Annotated in this window: 23 protein-coding genes, 1 tRNA gene and 3 pseudogenes; 21 read left to right on the top strand and 6 right to left on the bottom strand. The window is 58.4% G+C overall.

Annotated features, from left to right (window positions below):
- Positions 1-138: 138 nt before the first annotated feature.
- From sfsA to JCM12296_RS17110, 3 genes and pseudogenes are all read right to left on the bottom strand, one after another.
- Positions 139-887: pseudogene (gene sfsA / locus JCM12296_RS17120) on the bottom strand (DNA/RNA nuclease SfsA).
- Positions 888-917: 30 nt separating this feature from the next.
- Positions 918-1,334: a YkgJ family cysteine cluster protein gene (locus JCM12296_RS17115; RefSeq protein WP_054695660.1), complete on the bottom strand. Its 417-nt coding sequence runs from the start codon at positions 1,332-1,334 to the stop codon at positions 918-920.
- Positions 1,335-1,515: 181 nt separating this feature from the next.
- Positions 1,516-2,028, bottom strand: a complete 513-nt coding sequence (locus JCM12296_RS17110; RefSeq protein ID WP_054695657.1) for a Spy/CpxP family protein refolding chaperone — start codon at positions 2,026-2,028, stop codon at positions 1,516-1,518.
- A 354-nt stretch (positions 2,029-2,382) separates the two neighbouring features.
- Between JCM12296_RS17110 and JCM12296_RS17105 the strand changes: the two genes are divergently transcribed.
- From JCM12296_RS17105 to nadA, 9 genes and pseudogenes are all read left to right on the top strand, one after another.
- A complete protein-coding gene (locus JCM12296_RS17105) occupies positions 2,383-4,116 on the top strand; it encodes an ATP-binding protein (RefSeq protein ID WP_054695655.1) in 1,734 nt (577 codons plus the stop codon).
- Complete coding sequence (locus JCM12296_RS17100; protein WP_054695651.1) at positions 4,116-5,480, top strand: sigma-54-dependent transcriptional regulator; 1,365 nt, start codon at positions 4,116-4,118, stop codon at positions 5,478-5,480. Before JCM12296_RS17105 ends, JCM12296_RS17100 begins: the two co-directional genes overlap by 1 nt.
- A 197-nt stretch (positions 5,481-5,677) precedes the next feature.
- On the top strand, positions 5,678-7,747 hold the full coding sequence (locus JCM12296_RS17095) for a PAS domain-containing hybrid sensor histidine kinase/response regulator (protein WP_054695649.1): 2,070 nt from the start codon (positions 5,678-5,680) through the stop codon (positions 7,745-7,747).
- A complete protein-coding gene (locus JCM12296_RS17090) occupies positions 7,744-8,067 on the top strand; it encodes an Hpt domain-containing protein (protein ID WP_054695646.1) in 324 nt (107 codons plus the stop codon). Before JCM12296_RS17095 ends, JCM12296_RS17090 begins: the two co-directional genes overlap by 4 nt.
- Positions 8,068-8,196: 129 nt before the next feature.
- The gene (locus JCM12296_RS17085) at positions 8,197-8,646 is read left to right on the top strand and encodes a hypothetical protein (protein ID WP_157067688.1); all 450 of its coding nucleotides are present in this window, start codon (positions 8,197-8,199) and stop codon (positions 8,644-8,646) included.
- The gene (locus JCM12296_RS17080; protein WP_172683944.1) at positions 8,592-9,170 is read left to right on the top strand and encodes a hypothetical protein; all 579 of its coding nucleotides are present in this window, start codon (positions 8,592-8,594) and stop codon (positions 9,168-9,170) included. Before JCM12296_RS17085 ends, JCM12296_RS17080 begins: the two co-directional genes overlap by 55 nt.
- A 111-nt stretch (positions 9,171-9,281) precedes the next feature.
- A pseudogene (locus JCM12296_RS50580) lies at positions 9,282-9,710 on the top strand (outer membrane lipoprotein carrier protein LolA); the annotation flags it as partial.
- Positions 9,677-9,973, top strand: a complete 297-nt coding sequence (locus JCM12296_RS44765) for a LolA family protein (protein WP_083456221.1) — start codon at positions 9,677-9,679, stop codon at positions 9,971-9,973. The pseudogene JCM12296_RS50580 and the gene JCM12296_RS44765, both read left to right, overlap by 34 nt.
- 53 nt (positions 9,974-10,026) lie before the next feature.
- A pseudogene (gene nadA, locus JCM12296_RS17065) lies at positions 10,027-10,922 on the top strand (quinolinate synthase NadA).
- Positions 10,923-11,035: 113 nt separating this feature from the next.
- On the opposite strand, the gene JCM12296_RS17060 reads toward nadA, so the two are convergent.
- The 3 genes from JCM12296_RS17060 to radA form a co-directional block, all read right to left on the bottom strand.
- Positions 11,036-11,779: a YebC/PmpR family DNA-binding transcriptional regulator gene (locus JCM12296_RS17060; protein ID WP_054695632.1), complete on the bottom strand. Its 744-nt coding sequence runs from the start codon at positions 11,777-11,779 to the stop codon at positions 11,036-11,038.
- A gap of 130 nt (positions 11,780-11,909) precedes the next feature.
- Entirely contained in the window at positions 11,910-12,527 is a 618-nt protein-coding gene (locus JCM12296_RS17055; RefSeq protein ID WP_246804451.1) for an SAM-dependent methyltransferase, read from the bottom strand.
- Positions 12,528-12,693: 166 nt separating this feature from the next.
- Complete coding sequence (radA, locus tag JCM12296_RS17050; protein WP_054695629.1) at positions 12,694-14,058, bottom strand: DNA repair protein RadA; 1,365 nt, start codon at positions 14,056-14,058, stop codon at positions 12,694-12,696.
- 325 nt (positions 14,059-14,383) lie between these two features.
- On the opposite strand from radA, the gene JCM12296_RS17045 reads away from it, so the two are divergent.
- The 12 genes from JCM12296_RS17045 to JCM12296_RS17000 form a co-directional block, all read left to right on the top strand.
- Entirely contained in the window at positions 14,384-15,277 is an 894-nt protein-coding gene (locus JCM12296_RS17045) for a lytic murein transglycosylase (protein WP_054695625.1), read from the top strand.
- A 6-nt stretch (positions 15,278-15,283) separates the two neighbouring features.
- A complete protein-coding gene (locus tag JCM12296_RS17040) occupies positions 15,284-15,502 on the top strand; it encodes a PLDc N-terminal domain-containing protein (RefSeq protein WP_054695622.1) in 219 nt (72 codons plus the stop codon).
- Between the two features lie 64 nt (positions 15,503-15,566).
- Positions 15,567-15,642, top strand: a tRNA-Glu gene (locus JCM12296_RS17035).
- A 357-nt stretch (positions 15,643-15,999) separates the two neighbouring features.
- Entirely contained in the window at positions 16,000-17,094 is a 1,095-nt protein-coding gene (locus JCM12296_RS17030; protein WP_054695619.1) for a hypothetical protein, read from the top strand.
- Between the two features lie 150 nt (positions 17,095-17,244).
- Complete coding sequence (locus JCM12296_RS42060; protein WP_218188135.1) at positions 17,245-17,859, top strand: hypothetical protein; 615 nt, start codon at positions 17,245-17,247, stop codon at positions 17,857-17,859.
- Positions 17,856-18,275, top strand: a complete 420-nt coding sequence (locus tag JCM12296_RS44755) for a phage tail sheath protein (protein WP_246804465.1) — start codon at positions 17,856-17,858, stop codon at positions 18,273-18,275. Before JCM12296_RS42060 ends, JCM12296_RS44755 begins: the two co-directional genes overlap by 4 nt.
- On the top strand, positions 18,164-18,427 hold the full coding sequence (locus JCM12296_RS42055) for a phage tail sheath C-terminal domain-containing protein (protein ID WP_246804460.1): 264 nt from the start codon (positions 18,164-18,166) through the stop codon (positions 18,425-18,427). Before JCM12296_RS44755 ends, JCM12296_RS42055 begins: the two co-directional genes overlap by 112 nt.
- A 10-nt stretch (positions 18,428-18,437) precedes the next feature.
- A complete protein-coding gene (locus JCM12296_RS17020) occupies positions 18,438-18,932 on the top strand; it encodes a hypothetical protein (RefSeq protein ID WP_054695617.1) in 495 nt (164 codons plus the stop codon).
- Complete coding sequence (locus tag JCM12296_RS17015; protein WP_054695613.1) at positions 18,932-19,405, top strand: hypothetical protein; 474 nt, start codon at positions 18,932-18,934, stop codon at positions 19,403-19,405. The genes JCM12296_RS17020 and JCM12296_RS17015 overlap by 1 nt, the downstream gene beginning before the upstream one ends.
- Positions 19,402-20,511, top strand: coding sequence for a hypothetical protein (locus JCM12296_RS17010; protein ID WP_157067685.1), 1,110 nt, complete (start codon positions 19,402-19,404; stop codon positions 20,509-20,511). Before JCM12296_RS17015 ends, JCM12296_RS17010 begins: the two co-directional genes overlap by 4 nt.
- 1 nt (position 20,512) lies before the next feature.
- Positions 20,513-21,127 (top strand): hypothetical protein, encoded by a 615-nt coding sequence (locus JCM12296_RS17005; RefSeq protein WP_054695607.1) that lies wholly within the window; start codon positions 20,513-20,515, stop codon positions 21,125-21,127.
- On the top strand, positions 21,127-21,972 hold an 846-nt coding region (locus JCM12296_RS17000), incomplete at its 3' end, for a hypothetical protein (RefSeq protein WP_157067684.1). The genes JCM12296_RS17005 and JCM12296_RS17000, both read left to right, overlap by 1 nt.

The following is a 21,972-nucleotide window of genomic DNA, read 5'->3' as shown; positions in this document are numbered from 1 at the left end:
CTTCTGCCATTTCGGGGGAAGTGCTATATATCTGATCGGCCAGCGTCGGCACCGCATTGGCCAAGCATAATCATCGTGCGTTATAATAGCTTAAAAAATAACGTATTTCAAATTTAAAATATTTCTATTGCAGTGCCATTACGATGCAAAAAAATTGAGGTCGTAGGGAATCGGCCGGTTCAAACGGATACGGTTCTTATCGATGCGCACATCGTAGACCACGACTTCCACGCCTCTTGCGGCGGCTTCTCGGAGCTTTTGGCCATAGTCCGGGTCGATGGCATCTGCCGGTGCGAAACGGTCGGCGTCCATGCGTTGGATCAAAAAAACATGGCGCAGCGAAAACCCCTTTCGACCAGGGTTTGGAGTTCCACGAGGTGTTTCTGCCCGCGAAGGGTCACGGCATCGGGAAAGGTGGCCAGGCCCGCTTCCACCAGGGTGCAGTTCTTCACTTCCACATAACAGGGCCGGCGGTCCGGCGATTCGAGCAAAATGTCGATCCGTGAATTTTGGCCGACTCTCACTTCGCGCCTGACCGACGTATAGCCTGCCAGTTCATCGACGTTTCCGTCGGCAATGGCCTTGGCGGTCAGCCGGTTGGGGACCTGGGTGTTGACGCCGACCAGGGAGGTTGGCATCTCGATCAACTCCCATGTGTATTTGAGTTTGCGTCTGGGGTTGTCGTGCACGGACAGGTAGACTGGCCGGCCGGGCTCGCAGCAGGCGCGCATGCTACCCGAGTTGGGACAATGCGCGGTAACGGTTTTGCCGTTGGTCAGGCGAATGTCGGCCAGAAAGCGTTTGTAGCGTTGGATGAGCGTGCCGGAAATCAAATCCGGCCAACGGAGTCCGTCGTTCGGGGATGGTGTGTTACGGGCGTTGGGCATCGGCGCCTTTCATGCCGGGACAAGGCAGCCTCAGTCGTCACCGGCGAGCAGATCCAGAATCTCGGTTTTTGTATACAGCCGCCCCCGGCCGATCCCCGGGCACGCTCGGCAGGTTTTCTGCCAGCGGGCCTCGCTGCGCAGGTTGGTGAACCAGAAAGGGAAGGTTCGGCATTGTCTGGGGCGTACCGCGTAGATGCGACAACCGGCCTCGAAAAAGAGGCAACGACCGTCCGCTCGCTCCCTGATGCGGTGCCCACCTTCCCAAGGGGCCAGATGGCTGCTTTTTAGGTCAGTCGCCTTGACACCCAAGTAATGGGCGATACGGTCAATTTCGGCTGGTGTGACGCGGACGATCCCGGGGGCTCCGGTACAGCAGTCGCCACAGCACTGGCAGGCGAACCGGAGGCCGGCATCGAAAAAGTAGGATCGCTGATATAGCCCCTCCATGGGCAATGGGTCTCCTTCTGGAAATATTTCGGGCATTATCAGATTTTTTCCCCGCCAGTCAAATCATGCCGGCATCCAGAAGGCAACTTTCTTGTCTGCATTTCCTTGCCCCATCAACGCAAAAAGCGCCGGGGCGGTAGCGCCCGGCGCTTGTCGACTTCAATTGGCTGCTCGATCGATGCTATTGCTGGCAATAGCCGGGGCCGTAGCCCATGCCTCGTCCGTGGCCCATGCCGGCACCATATCCCATGCCGTGATAACCCATCCCGCGGCCACTTCCGAAGAAACCCCGTCCGGCATCCGGATTGATCTTGCGCACGGCGATAATATGTTCCAGATGCTTTTGACTCAGCGACGCGTTCAGTTTTGAGACTTCTTTCTGCAGAGCGCTGGCCCGGGTTACATCCGGATCCTTTTTCGCCAACTCAGCCCGCAGTTCCATCTGCTTGGCGTAAAGATCCTGGCGCAGTGTCTTGGTGGCGTTGAAGAAGGCCTCGCGTTCGTTGTCCAGCTGCTCACGCTGTTCATCGGTCAGGCGGGCGTTTTCATCAGCGTACGGACAGTTGTATCCCCTGCCGTAGCCGCGCCGGTTGTCATCCCGATACCCTTTGCCGGCAAAGGCGTTGGTGCCCACGGCGATGACGGCGATCGTCACGATGCTGATGACGGCGGTGCGGATCGTGTTGGTTTTCATGTTAAACTCCTTTCGCATGGTCGTTGGTTCGTTTGGGTTTAAGGGGCGATATCGTTTCCCGTGTTGATCACTGATAAAGCAACCTAAATGCCAGGTTCAGTCAGCTTTGTTCAAAATAGACATAATATTTTAAAATTAAAGCAGAAAATTATAGAACAAAGTTGACTCGGGGATCGTATGCACGATAATGGTGATATTGGTCTGGTTAGAAACGAACCAGGTGTCGGGGAGAAACCGGGTCGTTCGGTACCAGTTTGGGATACCGATCGGCACCATCGGTTTCTCGCAGGCCTTATCCCTGGATCTTTATGGGGTTTCGAAAGAATGGCCGGTTTTTTGTATGCCATAATATGAATGATGCCGAAAAATACCACTTATAAGGTTCTGCTATCCGGCTTTTCACCGTGGGTGATTCTTGGCGCCGTAGCGGTGCTTTTACCCATCGTGGCCATGATGACGATGGAAAACATCAATCGTCAGAAACGGGAGAGTATCCGTTTGATGACCGAAAAAGGAGCTGCCCTGATCCGCTCCTTTGAGGCCGGCACCCGTATCGGCATGCGCGGCGGGCACGGCAGCGGATTTCAACTCCAGCGCCTGCTGGTGGAAACAGCGGCCCAGGAGGATATTGCCCATCTGGTGATCGTGCGCCTCGACGGGACGGTGGTGGCCCACAGTCAGGGGGAAAAGGTGGGATCCCGGTACGGGACCGATTTGGACCTGGCTGCCATTTACACGTCAGGAGAACTGGCCTGGCGTCGGCACGATTCGGGCGACGGAAATGCTTTTTTTGAAATTTACGGCAAATTCGCCCCCCTGGCCAGACGCCCCATGCGTTGGGGCCATATGATGTCCCATGCAGAGCGGCCCATGGAAATACCCACAGCGCCGCCGATGGTCATTTTTGTCGGCTTTCGATCGGACGACCTGGATGCGGCGCGGGCCGCGGACATCCGGCATACCGTGGTGATGGCCATTGTGCTGCTGCTGGTGGGATGCGCCGGGGTCATGCTACTTTTCCTGGCTCAGAATTACCGTGCCGCGCAAAGTTCCCTGGTTCAGGTTCAGGCCTTTTCCGACAGTCTGGTGGCCCGTATTCCCATCGGCCTGGTGGCCGTGGACCGGGATAGCCGGGTGACCACCCTCAATTCGGTGGCTGCAGCGACCCTGGGGCTGGAAGCGACCAAAACCATTGGTCGTCCCTATGATGCGGTCATGCCGGCGGCGCTTTCCCAGATTCTTGCTGATTCCACGGAGCCGATGGAGACGGAGCTTTTTTGTTCCATGGCCGATGGCCGCCGGATTCCCCTGGACGTCAGTGCCACTGGCTTGAATGATGAAACCGGCAACCGTTTTGGTCAGGTGGTCCTTTTCAAGGACCTCACCGAGATTCATGCCCTGCGGCAGGCGTTGGAAAAGAATCGCCGCCTGGTGCTGGTGGGGCGGCTGGCCGCGGGAGTTGCCCATGAAATCCGTAACCCCTTGAGTTCGATCAAGGGATTCGCCACCTATTTCAAGCAGAAATACCAGGATAGCGATCAGGATCAGGATGTCGCCGATATCATGATCCAGGAGGTCGACCGCCTGAATCGTGTGGTGGGGCAGCTGCTGGAATTCTCGCGCCCCATCAAACTGCATTTCCAGAGCGTGGCGCTACGCGATTTTTTTGCCGACAGTTTCAGGCTGGTGGAGCAACAGTATCGCGACGCTGATGTGGCGATGCGCCTGGATTTTTCTGATGAGGACCTGGAAGCCGTCATGGATATTGACAAGATGCGTCAGGTGATGCTGAATCTTTATCTCAACGCCTTGGCGGCCATGACCGCCGGCGGACGACTGACCGTGACGGTTGCCGCCGTGACAGACGGCATTTCCATCAAGGTCGGCGATACCGGCCACGGCATCGCCCCAAAAGACCAGCCTCACATTTTCGAACCCTATTTTTCGACCAAGCAAAGCGGTACGGGACTGGGGCTGGCGATCGTTCACAATATTATAAAGGCGCACCAGGGCGAAATTCTGGTGGACAGCTCAACGGATGCCGGCACGACCGTCACGATCCATCTGCCGACGGCAAAGGAGGCCTGATGTCCGGACCGTATCGTTTGTTGGTGGTCGATGATGACAAGGCGCATCGTACCATGCTGCGCACCCTGGTCGGCGGATGGGGTTACACGATTGTCGAAGCCGATGATGGCGAAACCGCCATCGACGCCGTTCAGGCCGCACCCGTTGACCTCGTGCTGATGGATATCCGCATGGTGCGTGTTTCCGGGATCGAGGCCCTGGAGCGGATCAAGACCATCAACCCGGCGATTCCCATCGTGCTGATGACGGCCTATGCCTCGGTGGACATGGCCGTGGAAGCCCTCAAGAAAGGGGCCTACGACTATCTGATCAAACCCCTTGATTTCGACAAGCTCCGATTGACCCTGGAACGTTCCCTGGAACATCTCCATTTGAAGCGTGAGAACCAGCAGCTCAAGGCTCAATTGGCCACCGATGCCCGTTCCGGTGAGATCATCGGAAGCAGCCCGGCCATGGTGCGTTTGATGGAGACCGTCGCCCAGGTGGCCGTTTCCGAGGCGACGGTGATGATTACCGGCGAATCGGGGACCGGCAAGGAGCTGGTGGCGGCGGCGATTCACACCAACAGCCCGCGCAGGGACGGTCCGTTGATCAAGGTCAACTGTGCCGCCATTACCGAAACGTTGTTGGAATCGGAACTGTTCGGCCATGAAAAAGGGGCTTTTACCGGTGCGGACCGGCGCAAGGAGGGGCGCTTTGTCCAGGCCGATGGGGGCAGCCTGTTTCTTGATGAAGTGGGCGAAATGCCCATCGCCATGCAGGTCAAGCTGCTGCGTGTGCTGCAGGAACGCGAGCTGACCCGCGTGGGCGGGGATCAGGTGATCGCCGTGGATGTGCGTTTGATCGTGGCCACCAACCAGGACCTGGCCCAGATGGTCAAGGCGGGCAGTTTTCGCGAAGACCTTTACTACCGGCTCAATGTGGTGGAACTGCAAACCCCGCCATTGCGACGGCGGCGGGAAGATATTCCCCTGTTGGCCGCCCATTTCCTGACCCGTTTTGCCGGAAAAAACCACAAGACCGTGGACCGTTTTTCTCCCCGGGCCATGGATTTGTTGATTCGCCACGCCTGGCCGGGCAATGTGCGTGAGCTGATGAACACCATCGAACGGGCTGTCGTGCTTTCCCGATCCGATTGCCTGGATGAGACGGATTTCAGCCACCTGGCCCAAGGCGCAACCACCGGTGATCCCACCCCGACCACTTGCGCGTTTCCCACCGATCTTCCATTGGAACAGATCGAGCGCGAGGCCATCGCCAACACCCTGGCGTCGGCAGCCGGAAATAAAAGTGAAGCCGCCCGACGGTTGGGGATAACACGCAAGACATTGCGGGAAAAAATTAAAAAATACGGATTGTTGTAGCTAACCGAACACTCCTTCCGAGACACCGCCGGACACTTCCCGAAAGACTAAAGTCATTGCCTGTCCTGCCGATATAGATGCCATCGATTCAGTAGGTGGATTCGTGGATAGGGCCGATAGCCGCCAATGGTAACAAAGACTTATCTTGACAAGCGACCCCCATGCCCCTGGCGTGGCCAAGAGATGGAGCCGTTCTGATGCCCAGCGCAGCGACCCTGCTTGACCTGGTCAAGAAAAACAAGCTGCTGGAAGAGGAAAACAAGCGCTTTCGGATTGCCCAGGAGGCGAATCAGGGAAGTGAGGAGCGCTTTCGCCTGATTTCGGAGACCATTCACTTCGGCGTCTTCGAGATCGATGAAAGCGGCGACTGCCTGTATGCCAACACCAGCTACCAGAAGATTTTTGGCCTCAGCCTGGCCGAGAGCCTGACCCGCGATTGGCGCGAACTGCTGAACGACGCTGATCGTGAGGCGGTGTCAGCAGAATGGGATGATACCATTGATCGCATGGCTACCTTCTCCCGGGATTGCCGGATTGTCCGCCCGGACGGAACGCCGCGTTGGGTGCATGTTCACTCCGAACCGGTTTTTTCCGACGCCGGTGGCCGCTATACCGGAACGGTGGAAGATATCACCGAACGCAAACTGGCCGAGGACGAACTGAAAAAGGCCAAGGAGGCCGCCGAAAGCGCCAACAAGGCCAAAAGCCAGTTTCTGGCCAATATGAGCCACGAGATCCGCACACCCATGAACGGGGTGATCGGTTTTACCGATCTGCTGTTGGATACCGGGCTCAGCGATGTTCAGCATGATTATACCCAGACCATCAAGCGTAGCGGTATCGCCCTGTTGTCGCTGATCAACGACATCCTCGATTTTTCCAAGATCGAGTCCGGCGAATTGGATTTCGAGGAAATCGAGTTCGATCCCGAACTTTTGGCCTATGATGTCTGTGATTTGGTTCGGCCGAAGATCGGCACCCTGCCGGTTGAACTGCTCTGCCGGATCGACGACAATATTCCGGCCCTGGTAAAAGGGGACCCGCTGCGCTTTCGTCAGGTGATCACCAATTTGCTGGGCAATGCGCCCAAATTCACCGAATCCGGTGAGATCGAACTGGCACTCCTGGTGGAAGATGAGAACGATGCGCGCGTCAAGCTGCATGCCACCATTCGCGATACGGGAATCGGCATTCCCGAAGACAAGCTTGCGGTGATTTTCGAACCCTTCCAGCAGGCCGATGGATCCACCACGCGCAAGTACGGCGGGACCGGCCTGGGGCTGTCCATCTGCAAGCAGATCTCCAACCTCATGGGGGGCGATGTCTGGGTGGAAAGCCAGGTCGGCAAGGGCAGCACGTTTCATTTTACGGCTTGGCTGAAAAAGTGCGCCGAGAAACAGGTCCGGCGGATTATACCGGTTTCCCTGAAGGATCGGCGGATTTTGGTCGTCGAGGACAATGTCGCCAACGCCCGGATCCTCAAACAGTTGCTGGATGCGTCCGGCATGCGCACCACGACGATCCATCGCGGGGGGGACGTTTTGCCAGCCGTGCAACAAGCGTTTGCCGAAGTGGATCCCTTTCATCTGTGTATCGCCGATCTGCGTATGCCGGACATGGATGGCTTTGCCGTGGCCGCCCAACTCCGGTCGTCCGGAGAGGAATTCGCAAGCCTTCCCCTGATTGCCTTGTCCGGGTCATTGGAACGCGATGCCCAGCGTTGCGAAAAGGTCGGTTTCAACGGTTTCCTGAGCAAGCCCGCGCGCCGGGAGAAGTTGCTTCAGATGATGAGCCGGGTCCTCTGCGACTGTGGTGTCGCCGAAAATTGTCCTGAAAAGAAGGAAAAAATCCATACCCAATACTCGGTTCGCGAGGAACTCAAACATTCGGTGCGGATTTTGATGGCCGAGGATAACCTGGTGAACCAGAAACTGGCCGTTCTGATGCTGGGCAAGGCCGGTTATCAGGTGGAGGTGGCCAATAACGGGGTCGAGGCGGTGGAAAAGTTTTGCGCTTCGCCGGAAGTGTTTGACCTCATTTTTATGGACGTGCAGATGCCGGAAATGGATGGCAAGGAAGCGACCCAGGCGATCCGCCAAAAGGGGTTCGATCGTGTGCCGATCATCGCCATGACCGCCCATGCCATGAAAGGGGACCGCGAAATGTGCCTGGAGGCGGGGATGAACGATTACATCACCAAGCCCATCAAACGGGAAGCGGTATTTGCGATTATCGAAAAAAACGTGCTTGGTAAGGAGGCCGTATGAGTTTGAATTTTAGCGAATTGGCAGAGCGGATCGGCTTGGACGAATCGGACTACCGGGAACTGGTGGAGTTGTTCGTGGAAACGGGTATGGCGGATTACAGCCAGCTGAAGACCGCCTTGGACGATGGTGACAACCAGCAGGTGGCCCGCAGTGCCCATACAATCAGCGGCGCTTCGGGTAATCTGGGATTGATGCAGGTCCACGAAGTGGCCAAGCGGGTTGAACGTGCTGCCAGCGAGGGCCATCTGGACAATTTGCCCGCTGACGTGGCAACCCTCAAAGCGTTGCTCGATGATATCGCTCAGTTTATGGTGGCTTGATTCGGCGTTGTTGGCAACCGTCTGCCGACTGGCAGACACGGACCTGATCAAAGACGACGCTTTTTTCTACGATAGATTGTAAATTGAAGCCATCTCGTTTTTTTGTTTTGCCAACCGGTTTCGGATGAGATGGCTTCTTCTCATTTTGCCCGCCTCGACAAGCATCTGGCGTGGTGCTATAGTACGGCCATGATGCTGCCGCCCACCCACCCCCAAGACCTGTTTGATTGCTTGAGATCCGCCTTGCAAAACGGTGGACAACTGACCGATGGGCTGCTTGATTATGTCGAGACGGCGCTTTTCCTTCCCCGGCCGGACCGGCTGGCGGCGTTTTTACGGAATGACGATGACAGCGAACGGGACAGCCTGTTAGACCTGATTTTCTATCCGGAGCCGGATTTCCAGGTGCTGCTGGAGCCGCTTCTGATGGCGACACCGCTCACCGCCGACGATGCGGCGGCCTGCGCGGCCGACTGCTCGACGAAGACATCCAGGCGCCCGTCCGGATGCCCGATGGAACGCCGTTGGCCCATATCCCTCTGCCGGCATTTGTCAAGTCTCACTATCTGGATCGTCTGAACCTGGCTTGGCAACCGGATGCGTCGTTGGCGGCAGCCATTACGTCAGGGGTCGCCCCCGCGCGCGTCCCCGTGGTGCGGGTCCGGCTCAGAAACCAGGGGGCGCGCCCGGTTGCCGGCCAGCAGGTGTTTCTGTGCCGTTTTTTCGAACGGTTACCGGATGACGATCCCGATTTTCTGGCATGCCTCGATCTCGTGTTGTCGCTGGTGGCCGAAGCGTCGCCGAGTGCAGACGCTTACCAACTGCTGGTGCACCATAAACGGAGGCTGTTTCGCGATTTGCAACAAGCTCGCCGGTTCGAGGCCCTGCTGCGCCAATCCAACATGGAGACGCTCATGCTGCAAGGTGTTCGGCCGCCGCATGCCGACTGCAACGAATGGCTGGAACAGATGCGCCTGATCGATCGAATCTGCTTCGGGATGTTCGGCCGAAACGAGCCCCTGCAGCTACCCATGGAAGAGCCCCTTCACGAGATTTCCGACCTGGACGATCCTGCCGCGGCCATTCGTTTTCTATGGCGTTGATTGGCTTCCCGGGCATTTACAAACCGGTTGAAATGGGATAGTCATGCGCATTCGATCGCTAGGCATACTCCTGCCGGCACCGTTTTAAGGACTTTAAAAAAGAGGAGCGTTATGAAGCGCTTTTCCATTCATGGCAGTACTTGCCTCGCCATCTTTCTGGTTGTATGGGGAATCATCCTGATTTTGGGCAGCTCGCCGGCTGTGGCGGCGACGGAAACCGACGCGACGATCGATAAAATTATCGCCGGGGTGGAAGCGCGTTACAATGTGCCTGGTTTTACCGCCGATTTCGATCAGCAGTCGATTTTAAAGGCCATGGCGGTAACCGATACCGCTTCAGGTCGCCTGATGGTGCGGCAACCGGGTCGCATGCGTTGGGAGTACCAGGTCCCCGAAGCCCAGACGATCATTACCGACGGCAAGGATCTGTGGATTTACCGCCCGGCGGATAATCAGGTGATGGTCGGCAAGGCACCGACATTTTTCGGCAAGGGTAAGGGCGCCGGATTCTTGTCCAACATCAAGACCGTGCGCCAGAGTTTCCAGATTTCCCTGATGCGTCCGACGATGCCGCGGCTTACCATCTCCGCTTGGTACCCAATAAATCCACCGAGGATCTCATGGAGGTTCAACTGGACGTGGCCAAACGGAACTTCGATGTCCGCCGTATTACCACGATCAATGTTTACGGGGACGAAACCCGCATCGAATTCAAAAATGTCAATTTCAACGACACACCGCCCGAGAATCTCTTTCGCTTCGAGGCCCCGGCCGATGCCGATGTCCTGCAGATGAACCAATAAGCCGGTCAATGAAACGACGGGGTGCGGGTGCCCCATCTCTATAGGATTCGCCCATGCAAGCTAAAATCAGACAACTGCTCAAGGAAAAAAACGCCGTTCTTCTGGCTCACAACTACCAGCCGCCGGAGATCCAGGCCCTGGCCGACATCTGCGGGGATTCCCTGGAACTGAGCATTCGTGCCGCCGATACCGATGCAGACGTGATCGTTTTTTGCGGGGTCCATTTCATGGCCGAGACCGCTTCGATTCTTTCGCCCCAGAAGACCGTCCTGTTGCCGCGGACCGATGCCGGCTGCCCCATGGCCGACATGATTACGCCGGCAGCGCTCAAGGCCCGCCTGGCCGCCCTGCCGGAAATGCCGGTGGTGACCTACGTGAACTCCCCGGCGGCGGTCAAAGCCCTGTCCACCATCTGCTGCACGTCGGCCAACGCCATCGAAGTGGTCCGCAGCCTGGCCGCCGATGAACTGCTCATGACGCCCGATCGCAATCTGGCGCGCAACACCGCCCGGCATACGGATAAAACCATCCACTTGTGGGAAGGCTGTTGCCCCTTCCATGACCTGCTGTCCGTTGCCGATGTCCAATCCGCCCGGGCGGCCCATCCCCAGGCCCTGTTCATCGCCCATCCCGAGTGCGACCCGAGGTGGTGGAAATGGCTGACGCAGCCTTGAGCACGTCGGGAATGATGCGCTTTGCCGCCGAATCCGATGCCACCGAATTCATCGTTGGCACGGAAGTGGGCTTGCTCCATCCCCTGGCCAGCAAAAATCCCGGAAAAACCTTCTATCCGGCTTCGGAAAAGATGCTCTGCCTGGACATGAAGAAGATCACCCCCCCGGATATCCTCACTTGCCTGGAGACCATGTCCGGCCAGGTCAAGGTCCCCGAGGAGATTCGCGTGCCGGCCCTGGCGGCGGTGGATCGGATGATCGCCCTGTCGCGATGAAAAGCGGCCATGGCCGCGGATGATGTGTTCAGCCGGTTATTAATCCAAAAGGGCCGGTGTCCGCTATATCGGCGGCACCGGCCCTTTTTACAATTTGGCTGTGTAGAGATGGGCTACACGTCGTCGACCATGTCGTCGGGGATGTCGGCGTTGGTGTAGACCTTTTGGACATCGTCGCAGTCATCCATGGCGTCCAGGAGTTTGAGCATGCGTTCGGCTTCGCTGCCGGAAAGCGGGCTCATGTTTTGGGGCAACATGGTCACTTCTTCATCCGCGTAGGGAATTTCGGCGCCGTCCAGGGCCTCCTTGACCGCATCGAAATCTTCGGGCGCGGTAATGACTTCGAAAGTGTCATCTTCTTCGCGAACATCTTCAGCGCCGGCCTCAAGGGCCACCTCCATGAGGTTTTCCTCGTTTACCGCCGCTTTGTCCACGCTGAAGTAGCCCTTTTTATCGAACATCCAGGCCACACAGCCGTTTTCCCCCATGTTGCCGCCGTATTTGTTGAAGATATGGCGAATCTCGGCCACGGCGCGGTTCTTGTTGTCGGTCAGGGATTCCACCAGAATGGCTGCTCCACCGGGGCCGTAACCTTCATAGGAACTCTCTTCGTAGCTGACCCCCTCGAGCTCACCGGTACCCTTTTTGATGGCCCGCTCGATGTTATCCTTGGGCATGTTTTCGGCCTTGGCCGCCATCACCGCCGAACGCAGGCGCGGATTGGCATCGATATCGCCGCCGCCCGCACGGGCAGCCACGGTAATTTCCTTGATCAATTTGGTGAAGATCTTCCCCCGTTTGGCATCCTGGGCGCCCTTGCGGTGTTTGATGGAAGACCACTTATTATGTCCCGACATAGTTTCCTCCTGTCTTATTTGACGGATTCGTAAAAAGCCCGATATCGGCGTTACGCGTATCCTTCGTCACTGCGGAGTACGCTAAGCACGCCTCATTCCTCAGGATTCGCAAGCCTTGATCTCGGGCTTTTTACGAGTCCGTCTTATTTCTTTCCCAGGCCGATGACAAACACCTCTCGGCTGGCTTTTCGTGTGCTCTGGGGCCGGAAGGCGCCTGACGTCCAAAGCGCTGCTTGACCGCATCGGTAAAGGCCTTGAACGCGCTGCCCTGAAAAATCTTGCAGACGAAGTGCCCGCCCGGCACCAGCATGTGGTCGGCAATGGCCAGCGCGGCTTCGCACAATCCCACGGAGCGGGCTTCATCCACATGGCGGTTGCCCGTCGTGGCCGGTGCCATGTCGCTGAGCACCACATCCACCTGGGTCAATTCCAGTTGGGCCAAATGGCTTTCCAGATCGGCCACGTCAGCGGTGATCACGGTAACGTGATCGGGCAGTGGGATCTCCACGGGCGTCAGGTCGACACCCACCAGTCGGCCTTCGGGACCGATGGCCTGGGCGGTGAACTGCAGCCATGATCCCGGTGCGCAACCCAGGTCCAGAACCCGTGCGCCGCGGCTGAGGATACGGTGCTTCTTCTGGATTTCCTGCAGCTTGTACACCGATCGAGCGGCAAAGTGGTCTTTCTTGGCCTGGCGGGTATAATGATCCGCCCACGGGTTGCGCTGCTTTTGAAATGATCGCTTCATATCTTTTCGCCCTGTTCAAGTCAAGTCAAACCACCCGCCCGGGCGATTCCAATCGTCAATATAATAAGCGTGTTGCCATTCTGCCCGCCACCATTAAGCGGGGCTGGTCGCTTTCCGATGGGCGCCTGGGGAACGGCCCGAGATTTATTTTAAAGGCAAAGGGTCGTCAGAACAAGTGCTCCACCGCCGCCGCTACCGTGTCGACGCCGTCGAGGCGGATGCCCTCAGGATGGCGCAAGCGTTTGAGGCTTCCCAGGGGAACCACACAGCGGCTGAAGCCCATCTTCTTGGCTTCCAGGACGCGGATTTCCAGGTTGCCCACGGCCCGCACTTCACCGGCCAGGCCGACTTCACCGAGCACCAGGGTATCCTTGCGGATCGGCCGGTCCAGGAAACTGGATGCCACCGCCGATACGATGCCCAGGTCCACGGCGGGTTCGATGATTTTGACCCCCCCGGCCACGTTCATGAAGATGTCATGCCCCAAAAGGTGCATGCCCAACTGTTTTTCCATGACCGCCACCAGAAGCGCGACCCGGTTGGCATCCAGGCCGAGAATCGTCCGCCGGGGGGTCCCGAGGCTGGTGCTGGCGGCCAGGGCCTGAATCTCCACCAGGATCGGGCGGGTACCTTCCATGGTGGCCGTGACCACCGATCCGGCGGCGTTTTCCGGTCGCTCGGAGAGAAAAACGGCCGACGGATTGACCACCTGGGAAAGGCCGCGTTCCTTCATTTCGAAAACGCCGATCTCGTTGGTCGATCCGAAGCGGTTCTTTACCGCCCGCAGGATGCGGAAAATATGGTTGCGGTCGCCCTCGAAGTAGAGCACCGTGTCGACCATGTGCTCCAGTAGTCGGGGACCGGCAATGGCGCCTTCCTTGGTTACGTGGCCGACAAGAAAGGTGGGGATGCCCGTGCGTTTGGCCTGAAGCATCAGGCGCAGGGTGGATTCGCGGACCTGGCTGACGCTGCCCGGGGCCGACGTGATTTCCGGGCTGAACATGGTCTGGATGGAGTCGACCACCAATACATCCGGCTTTTCACCCTCCACCATGGCCATGACCGCATTGATGTCGATTTCCGAAACTACCAGCAGGGTGGAGCAAAGCGTCTCCAGCCGACGGCTGCGCAGGCGCAGCTGACGTACCGATTCCTCACCGGAAACGTAGAGCACCTTGCTGCCCGTAGCGGCGATGCCGTGCAGGACCTGGAGCATCAAGGTCGATTTGCCGATACCGGGATCGCCGCCGATCAGGACCAGGGTGCCGGTTACCAGGCCGCCGCCCAGGACCCGGTCGAACTCCTCAATGCCAGTGGAAAGCCGCTTCTCATCGATAATTTCGACCGCGTCGATGGGAACCGGGCGATTTGCCTTGACGGCCATGGTTTTGTTGCCGGGTGTGACCGGTTTTCGGACCTCCTCGGCAAAGGCGTCCCACGCACCGCACTCGGTGCAGCGGCCCATCCATTTGGCGGATTCATAGCCGCATGCTTGGCAGACAAACAAGGTTTTGGCGATTTTGCGGGCCATTTGGGAAGATCGATCCTGTCTTTTTCAAAAAGGAATTCACACCAAGGTTCATCGGTTGCCCCTGGGCGGTCCCCAACCCACGCCGGCCGCCCTGTCAGCTATTGGTTTGACACGGCAGGGCAACCCATGTCAATTAATGACCGATTTCGGGGCCGCTGAATTATTCTCACGACCCACTGACCATCCGATATGCTCCCGATATCTTGGCATTCTGGAATCAATGCTGGATTATGGCGACTTTGATATGGTATGTCATCTGAGGCGGCAGGTGTCCGCGCCGCTTTGACAGACAAAACGACCTGATCCCCTCAGGAGGCTTTTGGTGATGCGCGATGACCTGTTTTTTCATGCAAAACGACGACTCATCTTTCCCGGATTATCCATCCTGCTGGTTTTGGCGACAGGCCTGTTTGCCGGTGCGATGGCCATGGATGACAGCGGTGTCTTTCAAGCCTTGAAGAAACGGTTGGTCGCCGATGGGTTTGACTTGAAACGGATCGATACCATTTTTGCAAGCCCTGCAGTGACCTTTGAGGAGGGCGGCGTCAGTGCGTATTTCATCCACAACGAAGCCAAGTTGAACTATGCTCAGTTCACCTTGCCGTGGTCCATCGCCTCGGCCAGGAGTTATATGCAGGCACATCAGTATGCCTTGGATAGCGCCCAGAACAAGTATGGCGTGGACAAAGAGGTGATCACCGCCATTATTTTGGTGGAGACCAAACTGGGCACATATACCGGTAACAAATCCGTTATCAATACCCTGTCCACCTTGTCCGCCATGGCCGAGGCCGTTCCCCGTCAGATGATCTGGAACAATCTGCCCGATGACGACCGACGCATGTCCCGCGCGGAATTCGAAAAAAAGGCCGATCAGAAAGCCAGTTGGGCCTATCAGGAATTGAAAGCGTTTTTAACCTATACGCAAAAAGAGGGCCTGGATCCCACCACGATCAAGGGCTCTTATGCCGGCGCCATGGGAATCTCCCAATTCATGCCCAGCAATATCGGACCGTTCGGCCAGGACGGCAATGCAGACGGGAAGGTGGACCTCTTCGTGCACGCCGACGCCATTTCCAGTATCGCCGCCTACCTGAAAAATTACGGCTGGAAACCGGGGATGACCGGTAAGGCGGCCTATGACGTGGTCTACCACTACAACCACAGCAAATATTACGTGAACACCATTCTTGAGATCGCGGAAAAATTGAAAGGCTGAAGTTTCATGAACATCGGTATGGCCGTGGTATTGACCGGCGTCGTTTTTTTTATCCTGACGTGCATTGCCATTTTGGACATCGCTCGCAAGGACTTCGGTTCGATCCAGATGAAAGCCCTGTGGGGCTTTCTCGTGGCCATGGTACCTTTTATCGGTGTCGTGGTCTATTTTCTGGTCGGTTTTAAAAAGGGCAAACGCTCCGTCGGGGAGGTGTCGGCGGATTGATTTTCCGGAAATAGTGTTTGACAAAAAGGACGCTTTTCTATATTGAACGCTCTGTTTTTCAAATGGTCCCATCGTCTAGCGGTTCAGGACGCCGGCCTCTCACGCCGGTAACACGGGTTCGAATCCCGTTGGGATCACCAAATAAATTCATAGGGTTGTAGATTTCTCTGTCTGAAATCACGCCTTGGATATAAATTCTGGACATAAAAACACCCTCGAAATTCGCGTTTTGAGGGTGTTTTTTTTCTTCGGACGCCATAATTTTAGCCCTCCCATTCCAAGGTTTGATTTAATTGACCCCATCCGTCAACGCTCTGAATAGTCATCGCAAAAGGCAGTTTGTGATAAACAGCGATTTTCGCGCCGCTTGGATTCTTTGGGACTGAAAACACCGTACATTCTTCTTGACAAAAAACGACAAAAATCCTAATTTATATTAGAATTTTTTTGCCTGTCTCAGTAAACGCGTCGCTCAACCCACCCTTCTAAGGAACGACGTGAACGAACTTGACTCCCAAACTGTTACAAGCGCCACAACGCTGATCACCGATTTGCTGCCCGACGGCGAAGGCCCCGGTTTTATGCCCCACGTGACCATTGTACCGAGCCGTCTGGGACCGGTTGGCGTGGGTGGCGTGGTCGGCATTCTCGACGACCCCCACGGTGATATCCGCATGCACCGGTTGGAAGGCACGGCCATGGTGGTGATTAAAGCGTCGAGTCCTGAACTGCTGCACGATGCGACCGTTGCGGCATCTCAGAGCGTTCTTTCGACCGACCGCATCGCATTGCGGCGTCAGGGCATGTACACCCTCCAGACCGGCGCCATAGGCCCGGTGCGACAACTCGGATACAATACGCCGTCCACTCGCTACGAGCGGGATCTGGAACTGAAAATCATTTTCGAAAAGCAAATCGATCCGGAAGAGGCCGGCGGCGTTATCGCTGAAATTCCCCAGCTCGTTTCCCTTCGGCCGTCCCTGGATACATACGAAACGGTCGTTGATGTCAATCTGCGCAGCGATGTGTTGTCCCGCTTTACCGTTTTTGACGATCCGGCGGCTGGGGCCAATGCTCCCTCAGACTGGCGGTTTGACTCCCTCAGACGGCGAACTGCCCAGTTCAGCGCCATCCACGGTGGCGACTTCGCTCCCGTGCCGGAAAAGCCCGGTACGGTTTTGCTTTTGTCCGACGATACGCCGGACCTGTCGGCGCTGGCGCTGCAAGCGGTCTGCCGCAGCGCCGATCAACGTGCGATGGGGGTCGTTTTCCGCTGGCAGGACATCGATAACTTCTATTTTTTCCTCATGAGCCGTACCCCCGCTTACGCGATGATCGCCAAAAAAACAGGGGGAACTTACGCCGCGCTTGACACGTCGGCGCTCAACACCGATTTCCAGATGGAACAAAATCGTTCCTATACCCTAACCATAGACGCATCGGGCGATATCCTCCGCGCCTACGTCGGGACCTCCCTGATTGTTTCAGGCCAGGACGCCGCCATACCCGATGCGGGATCGGTCGGCCTTATGAGTTTCGGCAACAGCGGTTCCTATTTCTATCGCCTGACGGCGACGCGCCCCCCTGCCTAGTTGCCAAAAATCGAAAAAACGCAACGCCGCCCCCCGTGCGCTGAAGGCTTTCATTGGCAAATCCAAGCGATTGTCAGAAACTGCTTGCGGGCGTTTTGATAACCGCGTTCCGTTAACGTTAACCCCGTTCCTTGAATTGGAGGAAAATCAATGGCCGAAACCTTTTCGCTTTCGGAACTGGTGATTCCCGGCACCGCCATTCGGGTCCGCGCGGACGGCCTGATTGGCGCCGGCGCCATTTCGTCAGGCAATATCGGCATCGTCGGAACCGCACTGCGCGAGCAGATCGAACTCGATGCCGAGGGCAACCCCGTGCTTGACGGCGACGGCAATCCGGTGGTGGTGCTCGATGGAGACGACAATCCCGTGTTCGACGACATTTACGGCCAGACTTACAGTCTGTCCGATTACGACGCGGCAAGACGCGACCTCGGATCCTACGACGGTTTGGCGGGAGCCCAGCGGAGTCTGGTGCGCGGCATCGAGATCCTGTTCCGCAACGGTGCCCGGCAGATCTACGCCCGCCCCCTTGACCCGCGAACCGCCGTCGGCGAGCCTGAATACACCGCGGCGTTCAATGAGCTGCTTAAAGAGGATGTCAACATCCTCGTCCTTCCCCAAGTGACGACGTCCACGGCGACGTCGGTGCTCGGCAGCCTCGTCGACACCGCGGAAGGAACCGGCAAGGACGTCATTGCGTCATCGGATGCGATGCCACCGCGGCCGCCGCCATCGGCGGGCAGGTCACCGCCAACGACCGTTTGATTTTTACTGCTCCCGCAATCCGGGCCTACGACTCGGTCGCCCGCGATGTGGTCGATTTGCCGGGCAATTTCACTGCGGCCGCCGTTGCCGGCCTGATCAGCAGCCTCACCCCGCAGACCAGCCCCACCAACAAGGTCCTTCCCGGCGTCACCGAACTGGTGCAGCGTTTCAGCTACGGCGAGACCCGGGACCTGATCAAGGACGGGGTGATGGTGCTGGAAAAACGCCAGGGCATCCGCGTGTCCGGGGCATCAGTTCCGAAATGGCGACCAACGGTCCCTTCCGCCAGGTCACCACCCGGCGCATCACCGACTTCGCCAAAGCCGGCATCCGGAGCGCATCGAACCCGTTCATCGGCCGCATCAACAACCAGCGTGTCCGCAAAGCGCTCCACGGGGCCATTGATGGATTCCTGACCACCATGGTGCAGGACGAAGCGCTCATCACGTACCAGCTCGAAGTGACCGCCACCCGGCAGGACGAGATTGCCGGACGCGCCATGGTAAACGTTTTTATGCAGCCGACCTTCAGTATCGACTTCGTTGCCGTAACCCTCGTATTACAATAGGAGCTTAACAATGGTAAACACCAATGTTTTCACCGGCGCCGACGGCTCGATCAGCCTCGCCGCGCCTTCGGGAGCCGAGGGGGAAGCCGCTCAGGGCATTCTTGAAGCCAACGAGTTGCTCACCGTCGGCCGCGTTCAGGACGTGCATGTGGAGGTGTTTTCGGACGTCAAGGCGTTCCACGAAATCGGACAGCGGTACGCCGCCGAACTGCGCCCCGGCAACGTCACCATCAAGGGCACCATCGGTCGGGCCTACATCAACGGCGCCATGATCAAGCTGCTTTTGGGCGAGGCGGCCGAAAGCCGGCCCGCCGCCAGCTGGACCCAGCCGTCGTTCAACATCACCCTGATGTTGCAGAATGCCGCCTTGCCGGATATCCGCAACACGGTCACGCTCCATCAGGCAAAGATCGACCACTGGGTTTACGCCATGCCCGAGGACGACTTTGTTCTGGAAAAAGTCGGTTTCCAGGCGCTTTACCTCACCGTGGCGGATGAAGGCTGATGCTGAGCGCCGATGAATTGCTCGCCGGGGGGACGATCACCTACGAAGTCGACGTCCCACCGGAGATTCTCAGCCCGGGGGAGGGCGCGTCGTCGCCGCTAAAATCCGGCGCCGTACGCCTGCGGCCGTTGACGGTGGGAGACATGCAGTTGATCCAGCGGGCCGCGCGGGAACGCGACGCGCTCGTGGGGCTGTTGATGGTCCATAAAGCGCTTGTCGAGCCGCCTCTGTCGGTGCAACAGGTGGGGATGCTCCATGTGGGCCTTGTCCAGTTCCTGTTGCGCGAGGTCAACCGCATCAGCGGCATCGATGCGGGCCTGGACCACTTCAAAGCGTCAGCTTCCGAGCCGATCGCACGGGCGGCCCATATTCTGGCCCGGGAGTTCGGCTGGACCCCCCAGGAGGTCAACGAACTGACGTTGGGCCAGATCCTGCTCCACCTGCAGATGCTGTCGGAAAAATCCGCGACATGAGCCCGGCGATGACGCCCGAATTGCGACGGGCACTGGCCGCCCTGGCGCAGCTCGACGCCGAAATAGGCGCCGTTAAAGCGCTTGTAAGGGGGATCCGCTACTTCGAATCGATGCTGCCAACCCTGCTGGACGCGTCCATGGACGACCTCGCCGCCTATCCGTTGTCAGGCTTCACCCCTCCGTTTCGAGACGAATCGGTGCGCCGGGATGAGGCGCGTTCCAGAAGGGCGGACAACGCTCCCATACCGGTTCCGTCACCGACCCGACCCTTTGAAAAGGGGTTTGCCGGATCGGTATCGGAATCCCTGACGCGCGGTGGCGGTGGCGCCGCCTTTTCAATCGACCGCAAGAAGCCGGCTGTTACCCCCAAAGGCGTATCTGAAGGGCGCGCCGGCGTCGGACCATTTTCACCCATCCGCCCGGCGTCTCCCGCTGCCGGCAACGGGGTGGACCCCATCACACGGGCGTCAAACCCGCCGGCCGCCGCAGCCGGTGCGCTGTCGGCAGGGAAAAGACATCCCGCCGACCCCATAACCAGCAAGGGAATGGAAACGTTGTTGCAGCTTGTTGAGGCAATCGAAACAAAGAGGGGACTCGGCAGGGAATCCCACCGGACCGGCAACGCTCCGATCGGGATGGCATCCCATTCGCTCACCGGCTCCCCGGTGAGGTTTCAACGGCCGCTGCGCCCATCCGAACGATTCGATTTTTCGTCCGCTCGTTCTTCGCGGCCCGAACCGTTGGCATCGGCTGAATCCTCGCGCAGAGAACGATTGGCCCCACCCCCCGTGGCGCCATCGGCGCAACATCAGATGGATGGCGACAATAGAGGGCCGCTTCCTGTATGCTCTCCCCTTATCCCGTCGGAAATGGGCGCCCCCCTAGAAGAAGGGGGCGGCAGGGCAGGAGACCAACGGAACGACATGAAACCTACCGGCCATTCGTCCAACGTGCCCATGAACACGCCGGGCCCGAACGCCCCCGGTTCGCCCTCCGCGTTTCAGCGGTTCACAGGCAACGGAGAATTCGCCGATGCCGGCGAGCAACTGGCCGACCTCATCAACACCGCCTTGCAGGCACAGGCCCGACGCAGAGGGTTGAGCTGATATGCAAATCAAACCCGTCATCGGGGATTGGGAAATTCCCCACATCGCCTGGCTGCAATCCGTCGAGAAACGTCATTTCGCCGAGATCCCGATTCCCGGCATGCAGGGCAGCCTGTTTCAGGATCTCAACGGGGCCCCGCTTTCCCTGGTCATCGCCGGCAGCCTCTACGGGGACGAAAAGCGGAACGAATTCCTGGAGGCGGTCCGCGAAAAATTCAATGCCGGTGAGGCCATGACCTTTGCCGCCGATATTGTGACCGCCACCGAATTGTCCCACGTTGTGATCGAACAGATGCGGTTCGAGGAATCGGCGCGGTCGCCGGACGAAACCTACTACGTTTTGGTCATTCGGGAAAGCCCGCCGCCGCCTCCCCCGCCCAGCGGACTGGGCGGCATCGATGCCGGCCTGCTGGACGATGCAGCCGGGCTGATTGATTCGGTCGCCGGCGCACTGGACACCCTCGACGCGCTGGGTTCTATACCCGACTTCGGCAATCCACTGCCGCCTTTGCAGTCGGGGCTGGATGAATTTTCATCTGCGGCCGCCGATCTGGCCGCGCCCATTTCCGCGCTGGGCGGCATTTTCGGCATTGATCCGACGGCGGAGGACGACTGATGCCCACGCTACTCCAAACGATCGAAGGCATTGTCCTCGACGACAGCGTGCTCACCGCGCTGGGAAACGACCTGAGCGGCGCGGCCGCGACCGCCAGCGGCATTCCGGCCGAACGAATCACGACGATCGTATCACTGGCCGGGAGGATCGTCCTGCCGCGGGACGAAGATCTGCTCGGGGAAGGGGCCGCAACGCTCCCCAACCTCGTGTCCACCGGCTTGCGCGATCCCGATCAGCTCTGGTCTGCCATCACCAGCCGATTCGACCAACTGGGAAACGCCGTGGCCGACGGCGTGGGCGGGACGGTCGAAGGCGCTTTCTCGTCCCTTCAGTCCATCGGGTCCAGCGACGCGCTTGACGCGGAGGCCCTGCTCTCCCAGATCTTGACGCCGTTGCGGGATCTCATCGGCCAACTGGGCGACAACGCCGAAATGCAGCAATTGCTCGGAATGGTGGAGACCATCGGGATGCTGCGCGCTGAAATCATCGCCGCCCCTGCCGCCATCGGTACGCTGGTGGCCGACAGAATCCAGACCGCGATTTCCGAGCTTACCGCCCCGCTCACCAACGTCGTCAATCAGCTCAACACTCACATCCAGACGCTGGAACAGGCCCTTTCGCTCGACCCGATCATCACCGAACTCACCAGTGTGCACAGCGCCCTGACCACCGATTTCGCGTCGCTGATCGCTGCCCTCGACTTTACGGACGAGGCATCCTACGCGGCGCTCTCCGGATCGATCCGGCTGGCGGACGCGCGTCTGCGCGTCTTTGCCGGCAACGTCGCCGATGCATTGGCGCGGGCCGAAGGCGTCAGCACGGCCTTTGATGCCGGCGCCTGGGCC

Origin of the sequence: Desulfosarcina cetonica JCM 12296 (assembly GCF_001311845.1) — a bacterium.
Lineage (GTDB): Bacteria > Desulfobacterota > Desulfobacteria > Desulfobacterales > Desulfosarcinaceae > Desulfosarcina > Desulfosarcina cetonica.
This window is presented reverse-complemented; position numbering and strand designations above follow the sequence as displayed.

What these genes read in the sequence shown, in the direction of transcription:
- JCM12296_RS17005 (WP_054695607.1), top strand. Translation starts at nt 20,513, where the DNA reads ATGCAAATCAAACCCGTCATCGGGGATTGGGAAATTCCCCACATCGCC.
- JCM12296_RS17015 (WP_054695613.1), top strand. Translation starts at nt 18,932, where the DNA reads ATGCTGAGCGCCGATGAATTGCTCGCCGGGGGGACGATCACCTACGAA.
- JCM12296_RS17010 (WP_157067685.1), top strand. Translation starts at nt 19,402, where the DNA reads ATGAGCCCGGCGATGACGCCCGAATTGCGACGGGCACTGGCCGCCCTG.
- JCM12296_RS17040 (WP_054695622.1), top strand. Translation starts at nt 15,284, where the DNA reads ATGAACATCGGTATGGCCGTGGTATTGACCGGCGTCGTTTTTTTTATC.
- JCM12296_RS17045 (WP_054695625.1), top strand. Translation starts at nt 14,384, where the DNA reads ATGCGCGATGACCTGTTTTTTCATGCAAAACGACGACTCATCTTTCCC.
- JCM12296_RS17095 (WP_054695649.1), top strand. Translation starts at nt 5,678, where the DNA reads ATGCCCAGCGCAGCGACCCTGCTTGACCTGGTCAAGAAAAACAAGCTG.
- JCM12296_RS17085 (WP_157067688.1), top strand. Translation starts at nt 8,197, where the DNA reads ATGGCTTCTTCTCATTTTGCCCGCCTCGACAAGCATCTGGCGTGGTGC.
- JCM12296_RS17055 (WP_246804451.1), bottom strand. Translation starts at nt 12,527, where the DNA reads ATGAAGCGATCATTTCAAAAGCAGCGCAACCCGTGGGCGGATCATTAT.
- JCM12296_RS17105 (WP_054695655.1), top strand. Translation starts at nt 2,383, where the DNA reads ATGATGCCGAAAAATACCACTTATAAGGTTCTGCTATCCGGCTTTTCA.
- JCM12296_RS17110 (WP_054695657.1), bottom strand. Translation starts at nt 2,028, where the DNA reads ATGAAAACCAACACGATCCGCACCGCCGTCATCAGCATCGTGACGATC.
- JCM12296_RS17115 (WP_054695660.1), bottom strand. Translation starts at nt 1,334, where the DNA reads ATGGAGGGGCTATATCAGCGATCCTACTTTTTCGATGCCGGCCTCCGG.
- radA (WP_054695629.1), bottom strand. Translation starts at nt 14,058, where the DNA reads ATGGCCCGCAAAATCGCCAAAACCTTGTTTGTCTGCCAAGCATGCGGC.
- JCM12296_RS17020 (WP_054695617.1), top strand. Translation starts at nt 18,438, where the DNA reads ATGGTAAACACCAATGTTTTCACCGGCGCCGACGGCTCGATCAGCCTC.
- JCM12296_RS17060 (WP_054695632.1), bottom strand. Translation starts at nt 11,779, where the DNA reads ATGTCGGGACATAATAAGTGGTCTTCCATCAAACACCGCAAGGGCGCC.
- JCM12296_RS42060 (WP_218188135.1), top strand. Translation starts at nt 17,245, where the DNA reads ATGGCCGAAACCTTTTCGCTTTCGGAACTGGTGATTCCCGGCACCGCC.
- JCM12296_RS17100 (WP_054695651.1), top strand. Translation starts at nt 4,116, where the DNA reads ATGTCCGGACCGTATCGTTTGTTGGTGGTCGATGATGACAAGGCGCAT.
- JCM12296_RS17090 (WP_054695646.1), top strand. Translation starts at nt 7,744, where the DNA reads ATGAGTTTGAATTTTAGCGAATTGGCAGAGCGGATCGGCTTGGACGAA.